Source organism: Streptomyces sp. NPDC107471 (genome assembly GCF_055582845.1).
On the sequence record NZ_JBVJPC010000004.1, the window covers coordinates 584,699 to 611,517 of the forward strand.

General features: G+C 72.5%; 26 protein-coding genes. 14 read left to right on the top strand and 12 right to left on the bottom strand.

Annotated elements, in window-relative coordinates; genetic code table 11:
- Nucleotides 1-14: 14 nt before the first annotated feature.
- Both ACZ66S_RS16430 and ACZ66S_RS16435 read right to left on the bottom strand, forming a co-directional pair.
- Complete coding sequence (locus tag ACZ66S_RS16430; protein WP_469902205.1) at nt 15-2,336, bottom strand: hypothetical protein; 2,322 nt, start codon at nt 2,334-2,336, stop codon at nt 15-17.
- A gap of 94 nt (nt 2,337-2,430) precedes the next feature.
- A complete protein-coding gene (locus tag ACZ66S_RS16435; RefSeq protein ID WP_469902206.1) occupies nt 2,431-3,639 on the bottom strand; it encodes a pyridoxal phosphate-dependent aminotransferase in 1,209 nt (402 codons plus the stop codon).
- A gap of 87 nt (nt 3,640-3,726) precedes the next feature.
- On the opposite strand from ACZ66S_RS16435, the gene ACZ66S_RS16440 reads away from it, so the two are divergent.
- Nucleotides 3,727-4,356, top strand: a complete 630-nt coding sequence (locus ACZ66S_RS16440; protein ID WP_469902207.1) for a winged helix-turn-helix transcriptional regulator — start codon at nt 3,727-3,729, stop codon at nt 4,354-4,356.
- Between the two features lie 40 nt (nt 4,357-4,396).
- Here the strand turns inward: ACZ66S_RS16440 and ACZ66S_RS16445 are convergent, their stop codons facing one another.
- From ACZ66S_RS16445 to ACZ66S_RS16455, 3 genes are all read right to left on the bottom strand, one after another.
- Nucleotides 4,397-5,209 (bottom strand): hypothetical protein, encoded by an 813-nt coding sequence (locus ACZ66S_RS16445; RefSeq protein ID WP_469902208.1) that lies wholly within the window; start codon nt 5,207-5,209, stop codon nt 4,397-4,399.
- The gene (locus ACZ66S_RS16450) at nt 5,209-6,474 is read right to left on the bottom strand and encodes a VWA domain-containing protein (RefSeq protein WP_469902209.1); all 1,266 of its coding nucleotides are present in this window, start codon (nt 6,472-6,474) and stop codon (nt 5,209-5,211) included. Before ACZ66S_RS16450 ends, ACZ66S_RS16445 begins: the two co-directional genes overlap by 1 nt.
- A gap of 136 nt (nt 6,475-6,610) precedes the next feature.
- A complete protein-coding gene (locus ACZ66S_RS16455; RefSeq protein ID WP_469902210.1) occupies nt 6,611-8,095 on the bottom strand; it encodes an IucA/IucC family protein in 1,485 nt (494 codons plus the stop codon).
- A gap of 93 nt (nt 8,096-8,188) precedes the next feature.
- Here ACZ66S_RS16455 and ACZ66S_RS16460 point away from each other — a divergent pair, with 93 nt between their 5' ends.
- The 3 genes from ACZ66S_RS16460 to ACZ66S_RS16470 are packed head-to-tail and all read left to right on the top strand — an operon-like array spanning nt 8,189 to nt 10,904.
- Entirely contained in the window at nt 8,189-9,703 is a 1,515-nt protein-coding gene (locus ACZ66S_RS16460) for an IucA/IucC family protein (RefSeq protein WP_469902211.1), read from the top strand.
- Nucleotides 9,704-9,708: 5 nt separating this feature from the next.
- On the top strand, nt 9,709-10,614 hold the full coding sequence (locus ACZ66S_RS16465; protein ID WP_469902212.1) for a HipA family kinase: 906 nt from the start codon (nt 9,709-9,711) through the stop codon (nt 10,612-10,614).
- On the top strand, nt 10,611-10,904 hold the full coding sequence (locus ACZ66S_RS16470) for an Rdx family protein (protein WP_469902213.1): 294 nt from the start codon (nt 10,611-10,613) through the stop codon (nt 10,902-10,904). Before ACZ66S_RS16465 ends, ACZ66S_RS16470 begins: the two co-directional genes overlap by 4 nt.
- Here ACZ66S_RS16470 and aceB read toward each other — a convergent pair.
- On the bottom strand, nt 10,894-12,519 hold the full coding sequence (gene aceB / locus ACZ66S_RS16475) for a malate synthase A (RefSeq protein WP_469902214.1): 1,626 nt from the start codon (nt 12,517-12,519) through the stop codon (nt 10,894-10,896). The genes ACZ66S_RS16470 and aceB overlap by 11 nt on opposite strands.
- 184 nt (nt 12,520-12,703) lie before the next feature.
- Nucleotides 12,704-13,303, bottom strand: coding sequence for a nucleotidyltransferase family protein (locus ACZ66S_RS16480; RefSeq protein WP_469902215.1), 600 nt, complete (start codon nt 13,301-13,303; stop codon nt 12,704-12,706).
- Nucleotides 13,304-13,486: 183 nt separating this feature from the next.
- Between ACZ66S_RS16480 and ACZ66S_RS16485 the strand changes: the two genes are divergently transcribed.
- A complete protein-coding gene (locus ACZ66S_RS16485; RefSeq protein WP_469902216.1) occupies nt 13,487-13,771 on the top strand; it encodes a DUF5955 family protein in 285 nt (94 codons plus the stop codon).
- Here the strand turns inward: ACZ66S_RS16485 and ACZ66S_RS16490 are convergent.
- Both ACZ66S_RS16490 and ACZ66S_RS16495 read right to left on the bottom strand, forming a co-directional pair.
- Entirely contained in the window at nt 13,768-14,148 is a 381-nt protein-coding gene (locus tag ACZ66S_RS16490; RefSeq protein ID WP_469902217.1) for a DUF6304 family protein, read from the bottom strand. The two genes, ACZ66S_RS16485 and ACZ66S_RS16490, sit on opposite strands and share 4 nt — an antisense overlap.
- 170 nt (nt 14,149-14,318) lie before the next feature.
- Complete coding sequence (locus ACZ66S_RS16495; protein WP_469902218.1) at nt 14,319-15,113, bottom strand: IclR family transcriptional regulator; 795 nt, start codon at nt 15,111-15,113, stop codon at nt 14,319-14,321.
- Between the two features lie 263 nt (nt 15,114-15,376).
- Between ACZ66S_RS16495 and allB the strand changes: the two genes are divergently transcribed.
- Entirely contained in the window at nt 15,377-16,714 is a 1,338-nt protein-coding gene (gene allB / locus ACZ66S_RS16500) for an allantoinase AllB (protein ID WP_469902219.1), read from the top strand.
- Between the two features lie 37 nt (nt 16,715-16,751).
- Nucleotides 16,752-17,867 (top strand): allantoicase, encoded by a 1,116-nt coding sequence (gene alc, locus ACZ66S_RS16505; protein ID WP_469902220.1) that lies wholly within the window; start codon nt 16,752-16,754, stop codon nt 17,865-17,867.
- Between the two features lie 145 nt (nt 17,868-18,012).
- On the opposite strand, the gene ACZ66S_RS16510 is transcribed toward alc, so the two are convergent.
- A complete protein-coding gene (locus ACZ66S_RS16510; protein ID WP_469902221.1) occupies nt 18,013-18,759 on the bottom strand; it encodes an SDR family oxidoreductase in 747 nt (248 codons plus the stop codon).
- Between the two features lie 186 nt (nt 18,760-18,945).
- Between ACZ66S_RS16510 and ACZ66S_RS16515 the strand changes: the two genes are divergently transcribed.
- Nucleotides 18,946-19,335: a guanyl-specific ribonuclease gene (locus tag ACZ66S_RS16515; protein WP_469902222.1), complete on the top strand. Its 390-nt coding sequence runs from the start codon at nt 18,946-18,948 to the stop codon at nt 19,333-19,335.
- Between the two features lie 35 nt (nt 19,336-19,370).
- Here the strand turns inward: ACZ66S_RS16515 and ACZ66S_RS16520 are convergent, their stop codons facing one another.
- Nucleotides 19,371-19,571 (bottom strand): hypothetical protein, encoded by a 201-nt coding sequence (locus ACZ66S_RS16520; RefSeq protein ID WP_469902223.1) that lies wholly within the window; start codon nt 19,569-19,571, stop codon nt 19,371-19,373.
- Nucleotides 19,572-19,740: 169 nt separating this feature from the next.
- On the opposite strand from ACZ66S_RS16520, the gene ACZ66S_RS16525 reads away from it, so the two are divergent.
- The 3 genes from ACZ66S_RS16525 to ACZ66S_RS16535 all read left to right on the top strand — a co-directional run bounded on the left by ACZ66S_RS16525 (nt 19,741) and on the right by ACZ66S_RS16535 (nt 23,014).
- Complete coding sequence (locus ACZ66S_RS16525; RefSeq protein ID WP_469902224.1) at nt 19,741-21,000, top strand: sensor histidine kinase; 1,260 nt, start codon at nt 19,741-19,743, stop codon at nt 20,998-21,000.
- Between the two features lie 82 nt (nt 21,001-21,082).
- The gene (locus ACZ66S_RS16530) at nt 21,083-21,772 is read left to right on the top strand and encodes a response regulator transcription factor (protein WP_469902406.1); all 690 of its coding nucleotides are present in this window, start codon (nt 21,083-21,085) and stop codon (nt 21,770-21,772) included.
- Nucleotides 21,773-21,811: 39 nt separating this feature from the next.
- Nucleotides 21,812-23,014 (top strand): cytochrome P450 family protein, encoded by a 1,203-nt coding sequence (locus tag ACZ66S_RS16535; protein ID WP_469902225.1) that lies wholly within the window; start codon nt 21,812-21,814, stop codon nt 23,012-23,014.
- A gap of 38 nt (nt 23,015-23,052) precedes the next feature.
- Here the strand turns inward: ACZ66S_RS16535 and ACZ66S_RS16540 are convergent, their stop codons facing one another.
- Entirely contained in the window at nt 23,053-24,075 is a 1,023-nt protein-coding gene (locus ACZ66S_RS16540; protein WP_469902226.1) for a Gfo/Idh/MocA family protein, read from the bottom strand.
- A 130-nt stretch (nt 24,076-24,205) separates the two neighbouring features.
- Between ACZ66S_RS16540 and ACZ66S_RS16545 the strand changes: the two genes are divergently transcribed.
- The 3 genes from ACZ66S_RS16545 to ACZ66S_RS16555 all read left to right on the top strand — a co-directional run bounded on the left by ACZ66S_RS16545 (nt 24,206) and on the right by ACZ66S_RS16555 (nt 26,812).
- Nucleotides 24,206-24,943, top strand: a complete 738-nt coding sequence (locus ACZ66S_RS16545) for a GntR family transcriptional regulator (RefSeq protein WP_469902227.1) — start codon at nt 24,206-24,208, stop codon at nt 24,941-24,943.
- Between the two features lie 139 nt (nt 24,944-25,082).
- Nucleotides 25,083-26,231: an ROK family glucokinase gene (locus ACZ66S_RS16550; RefSeq protein WP_037712265.1), complete on the top strand. Its 1,149-nt coding sequence runs from the start codon at nt 25,083-25,085 to the stop codon at nt 26,229-26,231.
- Nucleotides 26,228-26,812, top strand: a complete 585-nt coding sequence (locus tag ACZ66S_RS16555; RefSeq protein ID WP_469902228.1) for a sugar kinase — start codon at nt 26,228-26,230, stop codon at nt 26,810-26,812. Before ACZ66S_RS16550 ends, ACZ66S_RS16555 begins: the two co-directional genes overlap by 4 nt.
- Nucleotides 26,813-26,819: the final 7 nt, after the last annotated feature.

Below are 26,819 nucleotides of genomic sequence, written 5' to 3' on the forward strand. Positions count from 1 at the left end.
ACCGACTGTCCGCGCTACTTGCCGGAGCCACCGACGGCACCCGTGGCCGCCGCCCCGGGCTGCCCGGAGACGTTCTGCGTGGCGGTCGAGCCGGAACCGATCGCCTGGTTGCCGATGATGCTCGTCCCGCCCTGCTGGATGAGCCCCTGGTTGAGGATGGTCTGCTGCTGGGCGCGGAAGTCGGTGATGTCGTAGCCGCGCGCGTCGAGGAACTCGCGGATCGCGGCGAGGGTGTGCCGCTCCACCAGGGAGGTGATCCGGGTGGCGTCCACGACCTGGAAGTAGTTGTGGTAGTCCGGGCTCAGCGCCAGCTCCCGGACGCTCACGCGGGCGCCGAAGTCGTAGACCGGGTCCTGCTCCAGGGCCTTGAGCTCGTCCACCATCCGTCTGCTGTGCCGCTCGTCGAAGCGGGCCTGCCGCAGGGCCCGCGTCGGCGCCGCGTAGAAGGCCTTCCCGGTGCGGGGGACGGCGTCCAGCAGCAGTCCGCGCCGCGCCGCGGGGGTAAGGGGCCCGCGCAGCCGGTCCACGACGTGGTAGTCGGCGCGCACCGGACCGAGCACGTGGTTGCTGCAGTGCAGATGGAGCGTCCGTCCCGTGGTCGAGAAGTGCAGGAACACGCTCGGCACGACGTCCCCGCCCCACAGCGGCACATGGACCGCGAGGTAGTGGCGGACCGCCCCGGTGGGACGCTCCGTGATCCGCTCGACCTCCTCGGCCGACAGCCGTGCGGACGGGGTGAGGCTCCGGACCCCGATGAACCGCTCGTCGTCGCCGATGCTGGTGCCGCTCACGAAGACGCGGTCCTCGACGACGAGGGAGGCGAGGGACTCGGCGAGGTCCGCCGCCGTCCCGTCCTGCGTGCCGCGCGTGGCGGTCGCCCGCAGTCGCGCGCGTACCTGGTCGACCAGCTCGGTGACGGTGAAGGCCTCCGGCCCCACGGGGCGCGCGACCCTGCCCATGGGGTCCCCGGCGGGCAGCAGCGGCACGGCGATCGACCACTGCGCGGCGGCCTTGGCGTAACCGACGAAGGGCGTGTACCCGCTGTACACCGTGACGTTCCCGTCCTGCGCCGCCCGGATGGCGGCCAGCCGCTCCGCCATCCACTTGCGCCGCGGCACGGTCGGCCGCGGCTGCCGGGCGAAGGCCTCGCGCGTCATGGTGGTGCGCAGCAGCCGGTCGACGTCGAGGTCGTGGCGTACGACGGTGACGTAGGCGAACGCCGCCGTGGCGAGGGACAGCAGCGCGGCCGGGACTCCGGCCAGATAGGCGCCCAGCAGCCAGCTCACGAAGCCGGGGGCGGGCAGTGCCGAGACGAGGACGCCGAAGGCGAAGGCGACCAGCACCGTGACGCCCGTGGTGATCGCGGCGCCCACCAGCACCCTGTTCTCGGGCTGGTGGCGGCCCCGGGTGGCCCGGCTCGGCCGTCCGCCGGCCCACTGGCTCGCCGACAGGAACACCGTGACGAACACCAGCCACAGGGGCGCGAACACCGCCAGGACGGCGAAGGCCGAGGTCAGCCGCAGATCGCGGCGCCGGCGCATGTCCTGGGCGGTCAGACAGTGCCGCACGACCATGACCAGGTCGACGTCGGGCGAGGGCGCCACGGCGCCGGCCTCGTCGGCCAGGAGGTCCTCCACCACCCGCTCGGCGAAGCCCTCGTCCGTGTAGGCCGCGGCGCACAGATACCGGGTGACGTCACCCGGCGCGCTCCCGACCGGCATGTGGACCGGCGCGGTCGTCATGCCGAGCCCTCCTTCTCTCCAGCGGCGGAGCGGCGCCGTGAGGGCGCCGACGGAGCTCCCGGACCAGGCCCGGCGCGGCCCGCCGGTCAGGAGCACGAGCAGTGCGCCCGCCACCAGGCCGAACAGCAGGCCGCTGGGCAGCAGGTAGTCCAGCATCAGGTCGGCCGGCGCCAGCCGGACCTCGGGGACGAAGGCCGTGTGCAGGCCCCACCACACGAGGTTGGACGCCACCGAGACGATCGCGCCCGCGATCAGACAGCGCAGCAGGCCCGGCCTGCCGCGGGCCGACATCCGCCACACGAGGAGGGCGAGGACAGCGATCAGGAACAGGACGGCGAGGTCGTTCACGACCAGTCCGGCCGTGGTGCCGTACCGGGCGTCCGAGGTGTCCCAGGCGGGGACGAACGCGGCTTCGAGGAGTCGGCGCAGGGTCTTGCTGTCGGACCCCTCGATGTAGAACTTCCGCTCGTAGAGGTCCCACACCGGCCCCTGTGCCCAGGGACTGCCGATGAAGCCGACGCTCAGGACGAGCAGGACGAGCCGGACCCGTAAGCCCGAGGGCGCCTGCGCGGCACGGCGACGAGACGAGAACACCCGGGATCCCCCCATCCCTTGGCCCTGCGGATCAGTGGCCGCACTCTATGGCATCCCCGCTCTCCTCGAACGTGAATCCCGTCAACACCACCCGCTACTGCCGGTATCCGCTCAGGAACCGGCCGATCCGGCCGATCGCCGCCTCCAGGTCCTGCGCGTGCGGCAGCGTCAGGATGCGGAAGTGGTCGGGTGTCGGCCAGTTGAAGCCGGTGCCCTGGACGACCTGGATCTTCTCCCGCAGCAACAGGTCCAGGACGAACTTCTCGTCGTCGTGGATCTTGTGGACCTTGGGGTCGAGGCGCGGGAAGGCGTACAGCGAGCCCTTCGGCTTCACGCAGGAGACGCCGGGGATCTCGTTGAGCTTCTCCCAGGCCACCGTGCGCTGCTCGTACAACCGGCCGCCGGGCGCGGTCAGTTCGTGGATGGACTGGCGGCCGCCGAGCGCGGCCTGGATGGCGTACTGCGCCGGGGCGTTGGCGCACAGCCGCATGGAGGCCAGCATGGTCAGGCCCTCCAGGTAGTTCCTGGCGTGCTGCCGGGGCCCGGTGACGACCAGCCAGCCCGAGCGGAAGCCGGCCACCCGGTACGTCTTGGACAGCCCGCAGAAGGTGAGCACGACCAGGTCGGGGGCGAGCGCGGCGACCGAGTGGTGCACCGCGTCGTCGTAGAGGATCTGGTCGTAGATCTCGTCGGCGAAGACCATCAGTCCGTGCCGGCGGGCGAGGTCGAGGATGCCCTCGATGACCTCCTTCGGGTAGACCGCGCCGGTGGGGTTGTTCGGGTTGATGATGACGACGGCCTTGGTGCGGTCGGTGATCTTCGACGCCATGTCGTCCAGGTCCGGGTACCAGTCGGCCTGTTCGTCGCAGAGGTAGTGGACCGCCTTGCCGCCGGCGAGCGTGGTGACCGCCGTCCAGAGGGGGAAGTCGGGGGCGGGGATGAGGATTTCGTCGCCGTCCTCGACCAACGCCTGTACGGCCATGGAGATCAGCTCGGAGATGCCGTTGCCGAGGAAGACGTCGTCGACGTCGACCTCGAGACCCAGGGTCTGGTAGCGCCCGGCCACGGCCCGGCGGGCGGAGAGGACGCCCCGTGAGTCGGTGTAGCCGTGCGCCTTGGGGAGCATCCGGATCATGTCCTGGAGGATCTCCTCCGGCGCCTCGAAGCCGAACAGCGCGGGGTTGCCGGTGTTGAGGCGCAGCACGCTGTGGCCCGCTTCCTCCAGTGCGTCGGCGTGCTCGATCACCGGACCGCGGATCTCGTAGCAGACCTCGCTGAGCTTGCTCGACTGCCGGAACTCCATGCGCTGCCGCCTCTCCGGTTTCCTGTGTTGCTTGGTTTTACCAAGTAGGAGCTTGGAAAGTCCAACGACTTGTCTAGACTGCGTCGCATGTCACCTCGCCGAAGCTACGACCAGTACTGTTCCGCGGCCCGCGCCCTCGACCTCGTCGGCGACCGCTGGACCCTGCTGATCGTCCGGGAACTGCTGTCAGGGCCGCGCCGCTACACGGACCTGCACGCCGACCTGCCCGGCGTGAGCACGGACGTACTCGCCTCACGGCTGAAGGACATGGAGCGCGACGGCCTGGCCACCCGCCGCAGGCTGCCCCCGCCCGGCGCGGCCTACGTCTACGAACTCACCCCGCGCGGACGTGAATTGCTGCCGGTGCTCCAGGCCCTCGGCACCTGGGGCGGACCCGAGCTCGGCGACCGGCGGCCCACCGACGCCGTGCGCGCCCACTGGTTCGCGCTGCCGCTGCTGCGCGCACTGGACGGCGAGGGACTCGTCGAAGTGCGTTTGGAGGAAGGGGAGTTCCACCTGTACGTCGGTGGCGCACCGGACGGTCCGGCGTACGGCGACGGACCGGCCCCCCGTGAGCCCGACGCCCGTCTCGTCCTGGACGCGCGGACCTGCGAGGCGGTCAGCCGGGGAGAGTCGAGCCTGTCGGACGCGGTGCGGGACGGGCGGGTCGAGGTGACCGGGGACGGCACGATCGCCAAGGCACTGCGGGCGGGGTGAACGAAGAAGGCCCGCCGGAGCGGGCCTTCTCGATGAGCGGTCAGGCGCCCGGTGGCACCCGGGAGGGCCGCCCCGCACCACGGGTCAGCGCGTATCCGCCGACCCCCGCCAGCGCGGCGAGCACACCGCCGATCGCGGTCCACACCCACCGGTCGGACCACCAGCCCGAGGACCAGCCGTCCTCGGGCTCGATGGCGGACAGCACGGCGGACGAGTCCTGCGAACCGTCCTCCTGTGCCTCGGACTTCACGGCGATGCCCGGCACCAGCGGCTCGGCGAGCGAACCGTCCACCGCGGCCGACCCCCCGATGTCCTTGGAGTCGACCCGTACCTCGGTGCCGACCGGCAGACCCAGGTCGGCCGTGGTGAGACCGACGGCCGTCAGCCGGACGTAGTAGGTGCCCGGCAGCGGGTCGTTGGCCCAGGTCTCCGACCAGGCTCGGACCGTGCGCAGGGTGCAGGCCAGCTCCACCGAGGGGGCGTCCTGCGCGGCGGTGCGGGTCTGGGCGCCGTACTGGCAGGACTGACGGCGGCGCAGTCCGTCGTACACGTCGATCTGCCAGGTCTGCGCGGCGTGGGTGTCGGGCAGCTTCACCGTGGCCTCGACGGTGGGGCGCAGGCCGGCGTCCGCGGGGAACGACCAGTACAGGTAGTCGCCCGTGGAGCCGCTCGCCGTGGCGGTCTCGCCCTGCTCGATCTCGGTCGCCGTACGGAACGACGTGCCCGCCTGAGTGGGCGCGTCACCGTCCGCCGAGGCCGAATCCGTCGGCGTCGGCGAGGAGTCGGCCACGGCCGGCGCGGCGGCCAGGGCGAGCAGCAGCAGGGAAGCGCTCAACGCGCGTGTGATCCGCATCAGTTGGTCCTCCAGACCGCGACCCGCCAGCGTGACAGCCAGCCCCACAGCAGACCGGCGACGAAACCGGCGAGGATCAGCACACCGAGCAGCCACCAGCCGCGTCCGAGGCCGAAGGAGGCCACGTCGCTCGCCTGCGACGGCCCGTCCACGACGTCGACCGTCAGCTCGAGCGGCAGACCCGGGGTGGTCTTCACCCCGGCGGCCGCCGAGAAGGAGTTGGTGACCTGGAGGCACACGGTCTCGGCCGGGGCGTCCTCGTCGTCGCTCTCCGCCTTCGGGTACCTGAGCCCTGTGGAGATCACGTCCGTACGGCCGTTGCCCGCCGCCTCGCCGCGCACGATCTCCCGGCCGTGCACGGTGACCGCCCGCAGCAGCACCCCGTACGAGGGGTTCACGGCCCGGTCGGCCCCCACGCTCACCGAGGCCCGCAGCTCCTGGCCGGGGTCGACGTCCACCCGGTACCAGCGCTGCCGGGCGAACTCCTCGCGGTCGGTGTACAGCCCGGACTTCAGCGTGGGCGCCGCGGCACAGGTGCCGGCGCCCTCGGTGGCCACCGGGGTCACCACCGGGTCGGCCGCGCGGTCCACCAACTGGTTGACCTTGTCGGTGAGTTCGTCGGCGTGCTCGACCGAGGTGTAGGTCCCGCCGGTCGCCTCCGCGATGCAGCTCAACTGCTGCCGCATCTTGGTGTTCGGGACCAGACCGAGGGTGTCGATGGTCAGCCCGATGCCCTTGGCGGCAATCTCGCGGGCCACCTCGCACGGGTCCAGCGGGGCGCAGGTGTCCTCGCCGTCGCTGATCAGCACGATCCGCTTGGAGGAGGCGCTGTCGGTGAAGTCACCGGCGGACTTCAGCAGGGCGGGCCCGATCGGAGTCCAGCCGGTGGGCGAGAGGGTCGCCACCTGTGTCTTGGCCTCGGTGCGGTCCAGCGTGCTGACCGGGTAGAGCTGCGCGGTGTCCTTGCAGCCCGTCTTCTGGTTGTCGCCGGGGTAGTTGGCGCCGAGGGTCCGGATGCCGAGCTGGACCTCCTCGGGCGTCGCGTCCAGCACCTCGTTGAAGGCCCGCTTCGCCGCCGCCATCCGGGTGCCGCCGTCGATGTCCGCCGTCCGCATCGAGCCGCTCACGTCGAGGACGAGGTCGACCTGCGGGGCGGTGCCGCTCGTGGGTTCACCGGCGACCGCCGCGACCGGGAAGACGATCCCGGCCGTCAGGGCGGCGAGCAGAGCGCACACTCCCGCCGCCGGCCGTTTTCTTGTGATCATCGCCGGATCCTATTGATCAGGTGCGCCGGGCTCCAAAACGGCCGCTCACCGGGCTCCTCTTCGGCCGCTCAGCCAGCCCCGAGCCGGTCGCTCCGTCGAGCTTCGAAACGGCCGCCCCTCCGTCCGAAACGGCCGCTCAGACAAGGGGGTTGGGCAGCGAGGTCCACTGGTCGCCCGGAGTCCCCGGCGACAGCCGCATCAGCGTCAACGCCTTCGCGGGCAGCGGCTGTTCGAGCAGCGCGACCAGATCGGGGGTGCGCGGCAGCTCCCGTACGGCCGACTCCAGCGCCCCGCGCAACGCCGGCGCCGAACCCGCCGTGGCCGCGAGGGCCCCGGCCACCAGGGAGCCGAACAGCTTGCGCCGCAGGGTCGTCTCGTCGTCGGTGACGACCCGCCCGGACAGTGCCGGGGCCGGGATGCCGTGCCGGGCCAGCCTGGCCGGGCTGATCCGGATGTCGGCGAGGTCCCGGTAGACCAGCCGGAGGGGCGCTCCCGACTCGGACAGGACCACGAGGAGGTTCTGCCCGTGTGCCTCCAGGGCGACGCCGAGCTCCAGGAGCCGCAGCCCGGCCGTGAGGGCGAGCCGGGCGAACTCGGCCAGCCACACCGGGGATCCGGGCAGCCCGGTGGTGGCGAGGGCCGCCACGGGCAGGACCCGGTCGCCGTACACCTGGGGGGACTCGCGCAACACGGCCGCCAGGTCGGGGGAGTCGGCCGTCGCCGCCCCCAGGGTGCGGGTGAAGTGCAGGAGCCCGTCCATCCGTTCCGCCAGGGTCTCCGCGAACTCCGAGAGGGTCGCCGACACGCTGATCGAGTAGACGGAGATGTCCCGCACCGACGAGGTCAGCCGGGCGCTGAGCGCGGTCTTCACATGCGGTCCGCCGGCCACCGCGAGGGTGCGCAGCGACATCAGCGGGTGGGCGCCGACTCCTTCGGGGACGGCCCGCTTCAGTACGTGTTCCGCCTGCCACGGATGCACGGGCAGCAACAGCCGTCCCCCGTCCCGCATCTCCGTCGGCCAGTCGCCCGTCACCAGGCACTCCTCGACCGGCACGGGGACCGACCCCAGGGGCACCAGCGGCCGGTGCTCGGGCGCGTAGGCCAGTTGCTCGGCCACCGAGAAGCCGGGCCGGGAACGGCAGTTGGGGTGGTAGGGGTGCCCGTCCACGATCCGCTGCTCCCACTCCCAGTCGTGCGTCGGCCACCCCTGCGCGCGGGTCGGCTGCCCTGCCCTGGACAGCGCCAACGACGCCACGCTGTCCGCGAGTTCGGCCGCGAAGTCCGCGCCGTGCGGGACGCCGAGAGCGGTCATCAGGCGCGCCGGATCGTCGTGGGCGACCTCGTCGAGCCGTACGACGGTGACCCGGGCGGCGGTGGCGAACGGGTCCGGGTGCGGGCCGTGCAGCCGGCGGCCGTCCGCGAGGCGCAGGGTCAGGCCCTCCCGGCCGGTCTCCCGCGCCGCGACCCAGGGCAGCGGCTCGTGCGTGAGCCCGCGCCACAGCCGGGACAAAACGGCCGCGCGGGCGCCGGGCAGCTCGGCGGCGTACCGCGCCACCAGGTCGGGGCGCAGGACGGCCAGCTCTTCGGCGAACCGGGCCTCGGCGGCGCGGGGACGGTGCACGGGTGGACTCCCTCGGGTACGACTGGTGTCACAGCGGGTCGGTCACGGCAGACATACTGATCGTCATCGCCCCAGATGAACCGTAGAGAACGAGTGAACCGCGTGGATCTCCTGCCCCCGCCGGCCGGCACCGACGTCGCACCCCGCGCCGACGCGTACGCGGCGGCGCCCCTGCTGAACTGCCTGCTGCGCGAGGTGGCCGTGCCCCTTGCGGGACCCGGCGAGCGCCACGTGTACCGGCTGCCCGGCGGGCGCCTGCTCAGGGTGCGGGGCGAGCGGCGGCCCGCCGAGCCCGAGGTGCGCACGGCGGAGGGGTGGCGACGCATCGGGCACACCGAGCTCGTGAAGCTCGTCGCCGAGGAACTGACCCGGCACACCGGCGTGTCCAACCATGAACTGCCCGCCGAGATGATCGACAGCCGGGACGCGGTGGCCGCCCTGCTCACGGCCCGCGACCGGGTGACGGCCCCCGGCGACCCGTATCTGCGCTCCGAGCAGTCCCTGGTCACCGGTCACCCCCACCACCCGGCGCCCAAGGCCCGTGGCGGCGGCCCGGCCGCCGCCTGGCTGCCGTACGCCCCCGAGGCCCATGCCCGCTTCCCGCTGGTCCTGCTCGGGGTGCGTGAGGACGCCGTCGTCGAGGAGGGCGACACCACCGCCCTGGACGCGCTCGGCGAGGCCCCGCCCGGCTACCGGCTGCTGCCCGCGCACCCCTGGCAGCTTGCCCTCGTGAGCTGCCAGGAGGCCTTCGCGGACGGCCGCCTGGTCCGGCTCGGCACGACCGCCTTCGACACCTGGCCCACGGCCGCGATCCGCACGGTGTACGCCCCCTCCCGGGACCTCTTCCTCAAGTTCAGCCTGGACGTCCGCATCACCAACGACATCCGGCGGCTCTGGCGCCACGACCTGCTCAAACTCCGCCGTACGGACGAGGCCGTCACGAGCGCCTTCTCCGCGATGCCCGGCCGTGCCGCCTGGCTGAGCGACCGCGGCCACCGCACCGCCGACTTCGCCTTCGAGGAACTCGCCGTACTGGTCCGTGACGGCCTGCGCGGGCATGTGATGCCCGGGGCGACCCCGCTGCTCGCCGCGGCCCTCGTGGAGGGCTTCGAGGGCAGTCCGCTCGACACCGTCGAGGACCCGGCCGCCTGGTGGGAGGCGTACCTGGGCGCGGTCGTCCCGCCCGCCCTCGCGGCCTTCGCCGACCACGGCGTCGTACTGGAGGCGCACCTGCAGAACACCCTGGTCGCCGTGGACGCCGACGGCATGCCCGTGCAGGCGCTGTTCCGGGACGCGGAGGGCGTGAAGCTGCTGTCGGACGTGCCGCGCGCGGCCGGGTGGGAACGGCTGGTGTACTGCCTGGTCGTGAACCACCTGTGCGAGGTCGCCGCGGCCCTCGCCGCACGCCGGCCCGGCTTCGACCCCTGGCCCGCCGCCCGCCGCGAACTGTCCCGCCACGAGCTCCCCGAGGCCGCCGCCCTGCTCACCGCGCCCACGCTGCCCGGCAAGACGAACCTGCTGCTGAGGTGGACGGGGGCGGACGGGGCGGACGCCCGCTACCTGCCGCTGCCCAACCCGCTGGCGGTGGCCGGGGCTGAACTACCCTGACCGGTGTGCTGCGCGAAGTGACTGCTGTTCGATACGTGACCCCGCTGCGGTCCGGCGGCTCCGTCCCCGCTGTCGTCGAGGCCGACGACCTGGGGACGTACGTCGTGAAGTTCACCGGCTCCGCCCAGGGGCGAAAGGCGCTGGTCGCCGAGGTGATCGTCGGTGAGCTGGCGCGGGCGCTGGGACTGCGCTTCCCCGAACTGGTCCTGGTGCGCTTCGACCCGGCGATCGCCGACAGCGAGCCGCACCAGGAGGTGCGGGATCTGCACACGGCGAGCGCCGGGGTGAACCTCGGCATGGACTACCTCCCGGGCGCCAGGGACTTCACCCCCGAGGTCGCCCGGCACTGCCGCGTCGATCCGCTGGAGGCGGGCCGCGTGGTCTGGCTCGACGCGCTGACCGTGAACGTCGACCGCACCGTGCACAGCTCCAACCTGATGGTCTGGCCGACGCTCGGCGTCGCACCCCCGCGGCTGTGGCTGATCGACCACGGCGCGGCCCTCGTCTTCCACCACCGCTGGGACGGCTCGGAGCCCGCCAGGCGCTACGACTTCCGCCACCACGCCCTCGGCGCCTACGGCCCCGACGTACGGGCCGCCGACGCCGAACTGGCGCCGAAAGTGACGCGCGAGCTGCTGCGGGAGATCGTCGCCGAGGTGCCGGACGCCTGGCTGACGGACTTCGCCACGCCCGCCGAGATGCGCGAGGCGTACGTCGACTACCTGCACGCGCGCGTGCGGGCCTCCGCCGACTGGCTCCCCACCGACTTCCCCAGCCGGGAGGAGCTCGCCGCCGAGGAGGCCCAGCGGGCGGCGCGGACGGAACAAGGACGGCCGAACTGGCTCAAGCGGGTCCCCGACCTGCACGGCAGACCGGCCGCGGAACAGGATTGGTCGGTGCACCTCGGATGAGTCCCGTCGTACAGATCGAGTACTGCACCCAGTGCCGCTGGCTGCCCCGCGCGGCCTGGCTGGCGCAGGAGCTGCTCACCACCTTCGAGGCGGAGCTGGGTGAGCTGTCCCTCAAGCCGGGCACGGGCGGTGTGTTCGTCGTCCGCGTCGACGGCGAGGTCGTCTGGGACCGGCGCGAGCAGGGCTTCCCGGAGCCCACGGCGGTGAAGCGGGCCGTACGCGACCGAGTGGCCCCGGGGAAGCCCCTGGGCCACTCGGACAAGGCCGCTCCGGAGGACGTCAGCCCTTGAGCTGCTCGTACGCCGGCAGCGTCAGGAAGTCGGCGTAGTCCTCGTCGAGGGAGACCTGGAGCAGCAGGTCGTGGGCCTGCTGCCAGTGGCCGGCCGCGAAGGCCTCCTCGCCGAGCTCCCGGCGGATGCTGTCGAGCTCCTCGGCGGCGACCTTGCGGGCCAGCTCCGGAGTGGCCTTCTCGCCGTTCTCGAACTCGACGCCCGCGTTGATCCACTGCCAGATCTGCGAGCGGGAGATCTCGGCGGTGGCCGCGTCCTCCATGAGGTTGAAGATGGCCACCGCGCCGAGCCCGCGCAGCCACGCCTCGATGTACCGGATGCCGACCTGGACGGCGTTGACCAGACCGTTGTACGTGGGCCTGGCCTCCAGCGAGTCGACGGCGATCAGGTCGGCGGCCTCGACGTGCACGTCCTCGCGCAGCCGGTCCTTCTGGTTCGGCCTGTCGCCGAGGACCTTGTCGAAGGACTCCATGGCGATCGGGACCAGGTCGGGGTGGGCGACCCAGGAGCCGTCGAAACCGTCGTTCGCCTCGCGGTCCTTGTCGGCGCGGACCTTCTCGAAGGCGACCTTGTTGACCTCGGCGTCCCGGCGCGAGGGGATGAAGGCCGCCATGCCGCCGATCGCGTGCGCGCCGCGCTTGTGGCAGGTGCGGACGAGGAGTTCGGTGTAGGCGCGCATGAACGGGGCCGTCATCGTGACCGCGTTGCGGTCCGGCAGGACGAACTTCGCGCCGCCGTCACGGAAGTTCTTGACGATGGAGAACAGGTAGTCCCAGCGGCCCGCGTTCAACCCGGAGGCGTGGTCGCGGAGTTCGTAGAGGATCTCCTCCATCTCGTACGCCGCGGTGATGGTCTCGATCAGGACGGTCGCGCGGACGGTGCCCTGCGGGATGCCGCAGTACTCCTGGGCGAAGACGAAGACGTCGTTCCACAGGCGCGCCTCGAGGTGCGACTCGGTCTTCGGGAGGTAGAAGTACGGGCCCTTGCCGAGGTCGAGCAGCCGCTGGGCGTTGTGGAAGAAGTACAGGCCGAAGTCGACGAGTGCGCCGGGGACCTGCGTGCCGTCCGCGTCGACCAGGTGCCGTTCGTTCAGGTGCCAGCCGCGCGGGCGCATGACGACGGTGGCGAGCTCCTCGGCGGCCTTGAGCGCGTACGACTTGCCCGACCTCTCGTCCGTGAAGTCGATGTTCCGGGTGTACGCGTCGGCCAGGTTGACCTGCCCGAGGACGACGTTCTCCCAGGTCGGCGCCGAGGCGTCCTCGAAGTCCGCGAGCCACACCCGGGCGCCGGAGTTCAGGGCGTTGACGGTCATCTTGCGGTCGGTGGGACCGGTGATCTCGACCCGGCGGTCGTCCAGGGCCGCGGGGGAGGGGGCCACCTTCCAGGAGTCGTCCGCGCGGATCGCGGCGGTCTCCGGGAGGAAGTCGAGCGTGGAGGTGCGGGCGATCTCGGCGCGGCGCTCGGCGCGGCGGGCGAGGAGCTCGTCACGCCGGGGCGTGAACCGGCGGTGCAGCTCGGCCACGAAGGCGAGGGCCGCCTCGGTCAGGACCTCGTCCTGCCGCGGCAGGGGCTCGGCGTCGACGATGGCCAGCGGGGACGGCGCTGGTGCGGACATGAGCGGTCACTTCCTTCAGCGGTGGCACCGGGTGCCAGTCGAACCGGGTACGCGAGCGGCGCCCCTGGCAGCGGGAGGGCGCTTCTGAACAGTGGATACTAGTTTCCTCATTGTGGAAGTTCAATGGTTTGTTGATGTCGAGATTCTCCGCGTCGAGCAAGGGTGGCGCTGCGTGCCACCCCGTTCACTCAAGGTGCGCCAGATCCTCCGGCGTGTCGATGTCGTACGACTCGGACACGTCCGCGCACTCCACGAGGGCGAGGACGCGCCGGTGCTCCTCCAGATAGGCGCGTGCCCCCCGGTCGCCGGTCGCAGTCGCCGCGATCCCGGCCCAGTGCGCGGCACCGAAGAGGACGGGATGGCCGCGGACGCCGTCGTAGGCGGCCGAGACGAGCGAGGTCTCGTCCTCGTACGCGGCGAGCACCCGGCGCACGGCCTCCGCCCCGATACCGGGCTGGTCGACGAGCGAGACCAGCGCGGCCCGCGCCCCCGTCCCGTCGAGCGAGTCGAGCCCGGCCCGCAGCGACGACCCCATCCCGTCCGCCCACTCCGGGTTCTCCACCAGCACACAGTCACCGAGCTCGGCCCGCTCCCGTACGACCGCCGCGGCCGCCCCCAGCACCACGTGCACCCGGGTGCAGCCGGCCGCGCGCAGGACGCCGACCGCGTGTTCGACGAGCGGGCGGCCCCGGTGTGCGAGCAGGGCCTTGGGCCGCCCGCCGAGCCGGCGCCCGCCGCCCGCGGCCAGAACTACTCCGGCGACCTGCTGTTCGTTCTCCGTCATGCGTCCTGCATACCTGACGCGCCGGCGTGCGCCGGGTTTCCACGGGCTGAATTTCGGTCCGTACGGTGGCGCGCGGCGTCCCGTGTGGCGTTTACTGACCCGCGTCCCTCGGGGCCTTGGCGCCGGGGCGCACGAAGGAGCGCGAGGGGGAGAGCTGTGTTGCGGAGCTTGGGACAGAGGCCAGTGACCGGCAGCGACAACGATCCGAGAGTGGCGGAACTGCGGACCGCGGTGTCCCGGCTGCGCCGCGAACTCGCCGCGCATCCGGCCGAGTTCCCCGACCGGTGCATCGCCGAGGACGAACTCGCGGCGCTGGCCGCCATGACGATCGACGGCACACCCGAAGTGCCCCGGCTGCGAAGGTCGTTACTGCTGATCGCGGGGGCGATCGGGTCGGTGAGCGCGCTGTCCAGGGGCCTGACGGAGGTGCGGGACGCGGTGGAGCTGTTCGGGGAGCCGCGGCGCTAGGGGAACGAACCCCGGTACCCCCCGTGCGTGCGGTGCTCGAACTCCGGACAGATCCAGGTCTCCTGGACGAATTCCGTGAGGTCGTCCCAGACGTCGAAGTTGTTCCCCGGTCCCCGCTTGCCCTCGACCCGCAGATAGCGGTCCTTGATGTCCCGGAAACAGGCCAGCCCGGCCATCAGTCCGTTGCCGTAGGGGCTGTAGTCGGACCACGCGCACGCGATGCAGGCCTTCGTCCGGGCCGCCCGCGGCAGTTGGCGCCGGATGTCCTGCAACGCTGTCTCGAAGTCGTCCTGCCCCTCGGTGTTGCGGAACTCGTGCCCGTCGAGGAGCAGTTTGGTGGTCAGGGTCTCCGCGTCCAGGCCGCGGCGCGGGCCCACGGGGTCCCCGAGCCGGAGCGCACAGCGCAGCACCCTCGGCCGGACACCGCTGTCTCGAAGCGGACACCCCTGATCGTCGTACGGATCAGCTCGCGGCCGTCCGACTCGAAGACGACGTCCTCGGTGCCGTGCCGGTCGGTGTTACCGCCCCGGCCGGCGCTGTAGGGCCGTCACGCCGGGCTCTGCGTGGCCAGTGCCTCCGAGAGTTCCGCCGCCACCTGCTGCAGCACCGGCACGATCTTCTCGGTGGCCGCCTCGGTGACCCGCCCCGCCGGACCGGAGATCGAGATCGCCGCCGCGGTGGGGGAGTCGGGCACCGACACCGCCAGGCAGCGGACGCCGATCTCCTGTTCGTTGTCGTCGACCGCGTAGCCCTGGCCGCGCACGTCCTTCAGGGCCGCGAGGAAACCGTCCGGCGTGGTGATCGTCTTCTCGGTCGCGGCCGGCATGCCGGTCCGGGCGAGCAGGGCGCGCACCTCGTCGTCGGGGGTGTTGGCGAGCAGGGCCTTGCCCACACCGGTGGAGTGCGGCAGGACGCGCCGGCCGACCTCGGTGAACATCCGCATGGAGTGCTTCGACGGCACCTGGGCGACGTAGACGATCTCGTCCCCGTCGAGCAGGGCCATGTTGGCGGTCTCGCCGGTCTCCTCGACCAGGCGGGCGAGATACGGGCGGGCCCAGGTGCCGAGCAACCGGGAGGCCGACTCGCCGAGACGGATCAGGCGCGGGCCGAGGGCGTAGCGCCGGTTGGGCTGCTGGCGGACGTACCCGCAGGAGACGAGGGTCCGCATCAGGCGGTGGATGGTGGGCAGCGGCAGTCCGCTGCTAGCGGACAGTTCGCTCAGTCCGACCTCTCCGCCCGCGTCCGCCATCCGCTCCAGCAGATCGAAGGCGCGCTCGAGGGACTGGACCCCGCCGCCGGCGGACTTGGCGGAGTCGGTGGTGCTGGCGCTGGACGTCGGCACGGCGCGTTCCTTTCGGGGCTGCCTGACGGGTCTGGGCAGGAGGGCAGAAGCCTACCCGGCAGTCGGTTGACTCCCCGCTGGTGCATAGCTACGTTCTGCTTGCCGGAATTCTAATTCCGCCTTGTGGAAACGTCCAGAGTGTCGACGCGGGCAGTCCTGTGGGGGAGTGTGCCCTTGACGGCGTCCGACCGGGAGTGAAGACTTCTTCAACAGAAAGTTGAATTCCGTCACGCGGAAGTCAACGGCGGCAGAGAGGGGTCCGGGTGTCCGACACAGAACTGGTGCTGCGCTCGACGCGTGTCATCACGCCCGAGGGGACACGGCCCGCGTCGGTCGCGGTCGCCGACGGCACGATCACGGCCGTGTCGCCGTACGACGCCCCCGTGCCCCCGGGCGCCCGCCTGGAGGACCTCGGGGACGACGCCCTGCTGCCCGGCCTGGTCGACACCCACGTGCACGTCAACGACCCCGGCCGCACCGAGTGGGAGGGCTTCTGGACCGCCACCCGCGCGGCGGCGGCCGGCGGCATCACCACCCTCGTCGACATGCCACTCAACTCCCTCCCGCCCACGACGACGGTCGAGCACCTCCGTACGAAACAGGCGGTCGCCGCCGACAAGGCCCACATCGACGTCGGCTTCTGGGGCGGCGCCCTGCCCGACAACGTCAAGGACCTGCGCCCGTTGCACGAAGCGGGGGTCTTCGGGTTCAAGGCGTTCCTGTCGCCGTCCGGCGTGGAGGAGTTCCCGCATCTCGACCAGGACGGACTCGCCCGCTCCCTGGCCGAGATCGCCTCCTTCGGCGGGCTGCTGATCGTGCACGCCGAGGACCCGCACCACCTGGAGGCCGCCCCGCAGCAGGCCGGCCCCCGGTACGCGGACTTCCTGGCCTCGCGCCCGCGCGACGCCGAGGACACCGCGATCGCCCAACTCATCGACCAGGCCAAGCGCTTGGACGCCCGCGTGCACGTGCTGCACCTGTCGTCGAGCGACGCGCTGCCGCTGATCGCCCGGGCCAAGGCGGACGGTGTCCGGGTCACCGTGGAGACCTGCCCGCACTACCTCACCCTCACGGCCGAGGAAGTCCCGGACGGGGCGAGCGAGTTCAAGTGCTGCCCGCCCATCCGGGAGGCCGCCAACCAGGACCTGCTGTGGCAGGCGCTGGCCGACGGCACCATCGACTGCGTGGTCACCGACCACTCCCCGTCCACGGCCGACCTCAAGACGCACGACTTCGCCACCGCCTGGGGCGGCATCTCGGGGCTGCAACTGAGCCTGGCGGCGGTCTGGACGGAGGCCCGCAGACGCGGCCACTCGCTGGACGACGTGGTCCGCTGGATGTCGGCCAGGACGTCCCGACTCGTGGGCCTGGACCGCAAGGGCGCCATCGAGGCCGGCCGCGACGCCGACTTCGCGGTCCTCGCACCGGACGCCACCTTCACCGTGGACCCGGCGGCCCTCCAACACCGCAACCGCGTCACGGCGTACGCGGGCAAGACCCTGTACGGCGTGGTGCGGTCCACCTGGCTGCGCGGCGAACGCATCGTGGCGGACGGCGAGTTCACCGCCCCGAAGGGCCGGCTGCTCACCCGTACGCCCTGATCCACCCGCACCGGCAACAACAGAAAGGCACATGTACGTGACGGCGATTCCCAGCTTCACCGGCGACGCGAACCCGTACGGCGGCGGTGACCCGTACGCCGACTACCGCACCGCCGACTTCCCCTTCACCCAGTACGCCGACCTCGCCGCGCGGACACTCGGCGCCTCGGTCATCGCCGCCAACGACGAGTTCTTCGCCCAGCGCGAGAACCTCCTGTTGCCCGAGCGGGCCGAGTTCGACCCCGAGCACTTCGGGCACAAGGGCAAGATCATGGACGGCTGGGAGACCCGGCGCCGCCGGGGCGCCTCGGCCCAGCACCCCTGGCCGACGGCGGAGGACCACGACTGGGCGCTGGTGCGGCTGGGCGCGCCCGGCGTGATCCGGGGGATCGTGGTCGACACGGCCCACTTCCGCGGCAACTACCCGCAGGCGGTGTCGGTCGAGGGCACCTCGGTCGCGGGCAGCCCGTCCCCGGAGGAACTGCTGGGCGACGACGTGAAGTGGACGACGCTCGTCCCGCGGACGCCCGTCGGCGGCCACGCGGCGAACGGCTTCGAGGTGTCCGTGGAGCAGCGCTTCACGCACCTGCGGGTCAACCAGCACCCCGACGGCGGCATCGCCCGCCTGCGCGTGTACGGCGAGGTCGTGCCGGACCCGGCGTGGCTGGCGGTCCTCGGCGCCTTCGACGTGGTCGCCCTGGAGAACGGCGGCCGGGCGGAGGACGCCTCGAACCTCTTCTACTCGCCGGCGTCGAACACCATCCAGCCGGGCCGCTCCCGCAAGATGGACGACGGCTGGGAGACCCGCCGCCGTCGTGACCAGGGCAACGACTGGATCCGCTACCGGCTCGTGGCCCAGTCCCAGATCCGCGCGATCGAGATCGACACGGCGTATCTGAAGGGCAACAGCGCGGGCTGGGCGTCGGTGTCGGTGCGCGACGGCGAGGAAGGCGACTGGCGGGAGATCCTCCCGCGCACCCGCCTCCAGCCCGACACCAACCACCGCTTCGTGCTGCCGGCCCCGGCGGTGGGCACGCACGCGCGCGTGGACATCTTCCCGGACGGGGGGATCTCCCGCCTGCGGCTGTTCGGTTCGCTGACGGAGGCCGGCGCGGCGGCCCTGTCGGCGAGGCACCAGGAGCTGGGCGGCTGAGACGGGCGCTCCCCGTACTCCGTACCCCGTGCGCCGGGCGGGCTGACAGCAGCCCGCCCGGCGCACGGGGCGTGGAGCCCGGGCTGCGTTCCGAAGCCGCACGGGGCGTGGAGCTCCGGGCTGCGCCCCGAAGGCGGTCGCCACCTCAGGCCGCATGCCCCCCGTCCACCGAGAACTCCGCGCCCGTGACGTACTCCGCCCCGGCCAGGTACGCCACCGTCGACGCCACTTCCTCCGCCGTGCCGAACCGCCCCGCCGCAGTCATCGCGGCCTGTCCCGCGGCGAACGGCCCGTCCGCCGGATTCATGTCCGTGTCGATCGGCCCGGGATGCACGATGTTCGCCGTGATCCCCCGCGGCCCCAGCTCGCGCGCCAGGGCTCTGGTCAGCCCGATCAGCGCCGACTTGCTCGTCGTGTACAGGGTCCCGCCGGGTCCGGGCACCCGCTGGGTCATGCAGCTCCCGATCGTGATGATCCGTCCGCCGTCCCGCATCCGCGCGGCCGCCGCCTGAGAGGCCAGGAACACCCCGCGCACGTTGACGGCCAGCACCCGGTCGACCTGCGCGAGGGACAGCTCGCCCAGCGGGCCGAGCACCCCCACGCCCGCGTTGTTCACCAGGACGTCCAGCCCGCCGAGCGCCTCCGCCGTCCGCAGGACCGCCCCGGCCGCCTCCTCGGGGTCCGCGGAGTCCGCGCGCAGGGCGACGCCCCGCCGCCCCAGCGCCTCGACCCGCCGTACGACGTCGGAGGCCGCCTCCTTGCCGGCCACGTACGTCACGGCCACGTCCGCGCCCTCCCGCGCCAGTCGGACCGCCGTGGCCGCACCGATGCCGCGGCCGCCGCCGGTGACGAGCGCGACCTTGCCGTTCAGGGTTCCGTGAGTCGTTGTCATGGCACCCATCCCACCGGCCCGTCCCCCGGACCGCTGGCGGCCTGCGGACACGGACCTCAACGCCGGAACGCTGTCCGTGAAGACACCGCGCGGCAGGTTAACTCCCTGAAAACTCATCGGACTTGACGGCAAAATCTCCAGAGTTGTCATTGACATGCCATGCTCTACGCGCGTCATCATGAGGGCATGAGATTCCCCCCACGGATCACTCGCATCGGCGCGACGGCCGCCGTCCTGTCCGCCCTCCTCGTCGGCGGTACCGTCACGACCGCCACTCCGGCGGCCGCCGCGGTCGGCAGCATCTGCTACACCAGGCTGCCGTCCCAGGCGCACGACACCCTGGACCTGATCGAACAGGGCGGCCCCTACCCCTACTCCCAGGACGGGAGCGTCTTCCAGAACCGGGAAGGCGTCCTGCCGAGCCGGTCGACCGGCTACTACCACGAGTACACGGTGATCACGCCGGGCTCCTCCACGCGCGGCGCGCGCCGGATCGTCACCGGGCAACAGAGCCAGGAGGACTACTACACGGCGGACCACTACGCCACGTTCAACCTGGTCGACTACGGCTGCTGACAGCCGGGTCGCCAGCCGGGTCGCCAGCCGGGTCGTCAGCCCGGCCGACGGCTCTCCGCGGCGGCGAACAGCGCGAACGCCAGCACCACGAGGGCGACGCTCGCGTAGATCTCGTAGCCGTCGAGGAAGCCGATCCGCTGGACGAGCCCGATGTGCCAGTCGGTGAACTCGTGCAGCAGACCCATCCCGCCCTGCACCAGGGCGAGGAAACCGAGCAGTTCCAGCAGTTGCCTCATGGGTGCACCCTCGCCCCGCGGACCCCCCACGCACATCGGCCGCGGGGCGAGCCCCGTGCCACCGAAGCATCGGATCCGCGTCGGCGGCCGCGCCGAAAGTCTGCGCTGCCGCGACTTTGGTAGCGCATCCCGGTCGTGGGGAGGTGCTGTCCGACGGCGCTGCGTAGATTTGTCGACCGTGAGCACTGACGAGACGGTTCCCGAGCCCCCGGCCTTCCCCGGTCGGCGCTGGCTGCTGCCGTCCGCCGTGATCCACGAGTTCGAACCGGCCGGCGCCCGGCGCGGACGGCGTCCCCGGCGCACCGCGCGCGACTGGCTCGTCGACTTCTCCTGCTTCCTCGTGGCCGTCCTGATCGGCCTGCTCGCGGCCGACGCGGTCGGCGACAACCCGCACGTGTCGCACTCCGCGGCCGTCCTCGACCAGTTGCTGGGCGCGCTCGCCTGCGCGGCCGTGTGGCTGCGCCGGCGGTGGCCGGTCGGCCTCGCGCTGGCCACGATCCCGCTCGGCGTGCTCTCGGACAGCGCCGGCGGCGCCTGCATGATCGCCGTCTTCACCCTCGCCGTGCACCGCCCCTTCCGGTACGTCGCCTGGGTGGCCGGCCTCAACATCGCCGTCGTCCCCCTCACCTTCCGGCTGCGCCCCGACGCGGACCTGCCCTACGTCGTCTCGGTGGTCCTCACCGCGGTCCTGGTCGCCGCCGTCGTCGGCTGGGGCCTGCTCGTGCGGGCCAAACGGCAGCTCATGTTCAGCCTGCGCGACCGCGCCCGGCGCGCCGAGACCGAGGCACGGCTGCGGGCCGAGCAGGCCCAGCGACTCGCCCGCGAGGCCATCGCACGCGAGATGCACGACGTCCTCGCACACCGGCTGACCCTGCTCAGCGTGCACGCGGGCGCCCTGGAGTTCCGGCCGGACGCGCCCCGGGAGGAGGTCGCCCGGGCGGCCGGCGTCATCCGGGAGAGCGCCCACGAGGCCCTCCAGGACCTGCGGGAGATCATCGGCGTCCTGCGGGCCGCCGACCACGACGACACAGGCCGTCCTCAGCCGACCCTCGGCGCGCTCGACACCCTGGTCGCCGAGTCCCGTGAGGCCGGCATGAAGGTCGTCCTCGACAGCCGGGTCACCGACCCCGCCGCGGTGCCCGCCTCCGTGGGCCGCACCGCCTACCGCATCGCCCAGGAGAGCCTCACCAACGCCCGCAAGCACGCCCCCGGCACGGAGGTCACCGTCACCGTCGCGGGCCGTCCGGGCGAGGGCCTCGCCGTGACCGTCCGCAACCGGCCGCCCGAGGGCGAGGTGCCGCCCGTCCCCGGCTCCGGCCAGGGCCTGATCGGCCTCACCGAGCGCGCCACGCTCGCCGGGGGCCGTCTGGAGCACGGGGTGGAGGAGGACGGGGCGTTCGCGGTACGGGCGTGGCTGCCGTGGGGATGACGGCTCCCGTCGTCGGCGGCGGTCCAACTCGCGCGCGCGGGAGGGTGATTGCGTGCCGTCCCCGCGTGATTACGTAGGGCCCCTGACTGTGATCAGAGTGCTCCTCGTCGACGACGACCCCCTGGTGCGGGCCGGTCTGTCCCTGATGCTGGGCGGGGCCGAGGACATCCGTATCGTCGGCGAGGCGGCGGACGGCACCGAGGTCGCGGCCGCCGTCGACCGCACCCGCCCGGACGTCGTCCTCATGGACATCAGGATGCCGGACGTGGACGGCCTCACGGCCACGGAGCTGCTGCGCGGCCGCCCCGACGCCCCGCAGGTCGTCGTCCTGACCACCTTCCACGCCGACGAGCAGGTCCTGCGCGCCCTCCGCGCGGGCGCCGCCGGATTCGTCCTCAAGGACACCCCGCCGGCCGAGATCCTCGCCGCCGTCCGCCGCGTCGCGGCCGGCGACCCGGTCCTGTCGCCCACCGTCACCCGCCAGCTCATGGACCACGCGGCCGGCACCGCCGCCGACACCCGACGGGCACGCGCGCGTGAGCGCGTCGCCGCCCTCAACGACCGTGAACGCGAGGTCGCCGTCGCCGTCGGCCAGGGCCTGTCCAACGCCGAGATCGCCGCCGCCCTTTACATGAGCGTCGCCACCGTCAAGACCCACGTCTCCCGCGTCCTGGCCAAGCTCGACCTCAACAACCGGGTGCAGATCGCCTTGTTGGCGTACGACGCGGGACTGCTGGAGCGGTCCGGGGAACCCGGGCCGGACGGGCACTAGTCGCGGGCGCCGGGCGTTGACGGGGTGAAGGGGGAGCTCATGACCGAAGCAGTGATCGACCTCGGGGAGTACGGCGACGCGTTCCGCGCCGATCCGCACCCCGTGTACGCCGAGTTGCGCGCCCTCGGCCCCGTGCACCGGGTGCGGCCGCCCGGTTCCCACCCCGACTACGCGACCTGGCTGGTCGTCGGGCACGAGGAGGCGCGCGCGGCACTCGCCGACCCGCGACTGTCCAAGGACGGCCGCAGGATCGGCGCGGTGTTCCACGACGAGGAGCTCATCGGCCGCCATCTGCTGGGCAGCGACCCGCCCGAGCACACCCGGCTGCGCGGCCTGGTCTCCCGGGCCTTCACCATGCGCCGGGTCGAGCGGCTGCGGCCCCGCGTCCAGGAGATCACCGACGAGCTCCTCGACGCGATGCTGCCGCACGGCCGCGCCGACCTGGTGCAGTCCCTCGCCTACCCGCTGCCGATCACGGTGATCTGCGAACTCCTCGGCGTGCCCGAGATGGACCGCACCGAGTTCCGGAAGCTGTCCACCGAGGTCGTGGCACCCACCAGCGAGGAGAGCTCGTACGACGCCGTCCAGCGCCTCGGCGAGTATCTGACGGAGCTCATCGAGGACAAGCGGTGCTCCGGACCGAGCGACGACCTGCTCGGCGACCTCATCCGCACCACCGCCTCCGACGGCGACCGGCTCTCCCCGTCGGAACTGCGCGGCATGGCCTTCCTGCTGCTGATCGCGGGCCACGAGACCACGGTCAACCTCATCACCAACGGCGTGCACGCGCTGCTCACCCACCCGGACCAACTCGCCGCCCTGCGCGCCGACATGAGCCTCGTCGACGGCGCGGTCGAGGAGACCCTGCGCTACGAGGGCCCGGTGGAGAACGCGACCTTCCGGTACGCCGCCGAGCCCCTGGAGATAGCGGGACGGACCGTGGCGAAGGGCGACCCGGTGATGATCTGCCTGAGCGCGGCCGACCGCGACGCCTCGCGTTACCCGGCCCCGGACCGCTTCGACATCCGCCGCGACCCCCGCGGCCACCTCGCGTTCGGCCACGGCATCCACTTCTGCCTGGGCGCCCCACTGGCACGCCTGGAGGCCGGCACCGCGATCCGTACCCTGCTGGACCGCGCCCCCGACCTCGCCCTCGACGGACCTGCGGGGGAGTGGCTGCCGGGGATGCTGATCAGGGGAGTGCGCAGTCTGCCGGTGCGGTGGTCGGGGGCGGCCGGGTGAGGTCCGCCGGCGCGTGGGGGACCTGACAGCGTGCCGGGTCAGAACGCGGTCGCGCTCGCGGCGCCCGGCACTTCCGCCAGCCGTACGGCCCTGCGCTCGCGCCGGGACACCTCGCACGCCTCGGCCACCCTTAGCGCCTGCAACGCCTCGCGACCGTCGCAGGGGTTCGCCCGCTCGCCCCGGACCACTTCGACGAACGCGGCCAGTTCGGCCTCGTAGGCCGGTCCGAACCGCTCCAGGAACCCCGTCCACGGCTTGTCCGCCGCGGGCGGCCCGGTGGGTTCGGTGGACGCGATCGGCGTGCGGTCGTCCAGGCCCACCACGATCTGGTCCAGCTCCCCGGCGAGCTCCATGCGCACGTCGTACCCGGCGCCGTTCAGCCGCGTGGCCGTGGCCGTGGCGAGGGTCCCGTCGTCGAGGGTGAGCACGACCGCCGCGGTGTCCACGTCCCCCGCGGCCCGGAACATCGGCGGACCGGCGTCCGACCCGGCCGCGTACACGTCGACGATCTCCCGCCCGGTCACCCAGCGCAGGATGTCGAAGTCGTGGATCAGGGTGTCCCGGTACAGACCCCCGGACACCGGCAGCCACTCCGCCGGCGGCGGCGCCTGGTCGGAGGTGAGCGCCCGCACGGTGTGCAGCCGTCCGAGGCGCCCCGAGCGCACGGCCTCCCGCGCGCCGGTGTAGCCCGCGTCGAAGCGGCGCTGGAAACCCATCTGGAGAATCGTCCCGGCGGTCTCCACCTCGGCGATCGCCTGCAGTGTGCCCGGCAGGTCGAGCGCGATGGGCTTCTCGCAGAACACCGGCAGTCCCGAGCGCGCCGCCCGGCCGATCAGCTCGGCGTGGGCGGAGGTCGCCGTGGTGATGACGACGGCGTCGACTCCCCATTTGAAGATCTCGTCGACGCCCGGGGCCGCGGTCTCCCCGAGGCGGTGCGCGAGCTCCTGGGCCCGCGCGCCGTCCGCGTCCGTGAGGATTAAGGAACCGACCTCCCGATGGCGGCTGAGCGTGTTCGCATGAATGGTGCCGATGCGGCCCGTCCCTATGACCCCGATGCGCATGTGAACAAAGTGTGGTCGCACACCCCGCCCTGTCAATCCGTATGTCCTGACAATCTGACTACACGACTTCCCGTCAACAGCGCACGGAGCTACGCTCGGGCCCGTGCCGAAACCAGGAGTGGACCCGACCGTGACGCTCGAGCTCAGTGTGGACCGCAGCAGCCCGGTGCCGTTGTACTTCCAGCTCTCCCAGCAGTTGGAGGCCGCGATCGAACACGGGACGCTCACCCCCGGCAGCCTCCTCGGCAACGAGATCGAGCTCGCCGCCCGGCTCGGCCTCTCCCGGCCCACCGTCCGCCAGGCCATCCAGTCGCTCGTCGACAAAGGCCTGCTCGTGCGCCGCCGCGGTGTCGGCACCCAGGTCGTGCACAGCCAGGTCAAGCGCCCCCTGGAGCTCAGCAGCCTCTACGACGACCTGGAGGCGGCCGGCCAGCGCCCCGCGACGAAGGTCCTCGTCAACACCGTCGTCGCCGCCACCGCCGAGATCGCCGCCGCGCTCGGCGTCGCCGAGGGCAGCGAGGTGCACCAGGTGGAACGGCTGCGCCTCGCCCACGGCGAGCCGATGGCGTACCTCTGCAACTACCTTCCCCCCGCGCTCCTCGACCTGGACACCGACCAGCTCGAGGCCACCGGCCTGTACCGCATGATGCGCGCGGCCGGCATCACCCTGCACAGCGCCCGCCAGTCCATCGGCGCGCGAGCGGCCACCGCGGCGGAGGCCGACCGCCTGGCGGAGCCGGAGGGCGCCCCCCTGCTCACCATGCAGCGGGTCACCTTCGACGACACAGGCAGAGCAGTCGAGTACGGCACGCACACATACCGCCCCACGCGCTACTCGTTCGAATTCCAGCTCCTGGTGCGTCCTTAGGGGCACGGGGCCGTATCGATCTGCGGCTCCGCCGTGTGGGCGCGACCAGCCACGCAGGCGCCGCACCCGGCATGACTCGCGCACCCCCTTTGCTCCCCCGTTCGGCACCCCGCGTGAGCGTGCGGCAGAATCGGGGCCGATGAGCACCTACGGCAACTTCAGCGCCCCCATAGGCTCCCGCCGCGCCCCCGCCCTGCGGACCGTCGGCACGCGGGAACGCCGCTCACACCTGACCGCACCGCGGGTGCCGACGGTGGGCATCGACATCGGTGGCACCAAGGTCATGGCGGGTGTCGTCGACGCCGACGGCAACATCCTGGAGAAGGTCCGCACCGAGACCCCGGACAAGTCGAAGAGCCCCAAGGTCGTCGAGGACACCATCGTCGAACTGGTCCTGGACCTGTCCGACCGCCACGACGTGCACGCCGTCGGCATCGGCGCGGCCGGCTGGGTCGACGCCGACCGCAACCGGGTGCTGTTCGCCCCCCACCTGTCCTGGCGCAACGAACCGCTGCGCGACCGCATCGCCGGGCGCCTCGCGGTCCCCGTCCTCGTGGACAACGACGCGAACACCGCCGCCTGGGCCGAGTGGCGCTTCGGCGCCGGCCGCGGCGAGGACCACCTCGTCATGATCACGCTCGGCACCGGCATCGGCGGCGCGATCCTGGAGGACGGCCAGGTCAAGCGCGGCAAGTACGGCGTCGCCGGCGAGTTCGGCCACATGCAGGTCGTCCCCGGCGGCCACCGCTGCCCGTGCGGCAACCGCGGCTGCTGGGAGCAGTACAGCTCGGGCAACGCCCTGGTCCGCGAGGCCCGCGAGCTGGCCGCGGCCGACTCGCCCGTCGCCTACGGGATCATCGAGCACGTCAAGGGCAACATCGGCGACATCACCGGCCCGATGATCACCGAGCTGGCCCGCGACGGCGACGCGATGTGCATCGAGCTGCTCCAGGACATCGGCCAGTGGCTCGGCGTCGGCATCGCCAACCTCGCCGCCGCCCTCGACCCGTCCTGCTTCGTCATCGGCGGCGGCGTCAGCGCGGCCGACGACCTGCTGATCGGCCCCGCGCGGGACGCTTTCAAGCGCCAGCTCACCGGCCGCGGCTACCGCCCCGAGGCCCGCATCGCCCGCGCCCAGCTCGGCCCCGAGGCCGGCATGGTCGGCGCCGCCGACCTCGCCCGCCTGGTCGCCCGCCGCTTCCGGCGCGCCAACCGGCGCCGGGTGGAGCGGCACGAGCGCTACGAACGGTACGTGGAGGCCCGCCGTACGTCCCGGGACACCGCATGACGGCGTCCCTGCCCCGCCAGGCCTCGGCGCCCCCGGACGGACCGGACGGGCCCACCGAGGACCGCCGGCACATGATCCGCCGCAGGGCCATCACCCTGCTGATCATCGGTCTGCTCATCGGCGTCCCGGCCGGCTACCTGGTGATCTCCGCCAACCAGAGCCGGGACAGCGGCAAGGACAAGGAGGCGAAGTACTCGGCGACGGGCCTCACCCCCGGCTGGCCGTCCAAGGTCCAGCGCCGCCTCTACCAGGTGCCGGTCCCGCACCCCGCGGACCTGGTCGCCTCCTACGAGACCAACAACTGGAAGACCAGCCGCCTCTACGTCCAGTTCCGGACGACCGACGCGGGCCTCGCCGCCTTCCTCACCGGCATGGGCGTCAGCCGCGCCGACCTCAAGAAGAACGACATCTCCATCAGCGAGCGCGACCAGAAGGTCAGCGGCTGGAAGTTCGACGGCCCGCGCTCCTGGTGGGGCCTGACCCACGCGCAGAAGGATCCGGCGCCCACCCAGGACGTCATGGTCAACCTGACCGTGCCGAACGCCCCGAAGGTGTACGTCGTCTCGCGCACGGTTCCCTGACCCGGCC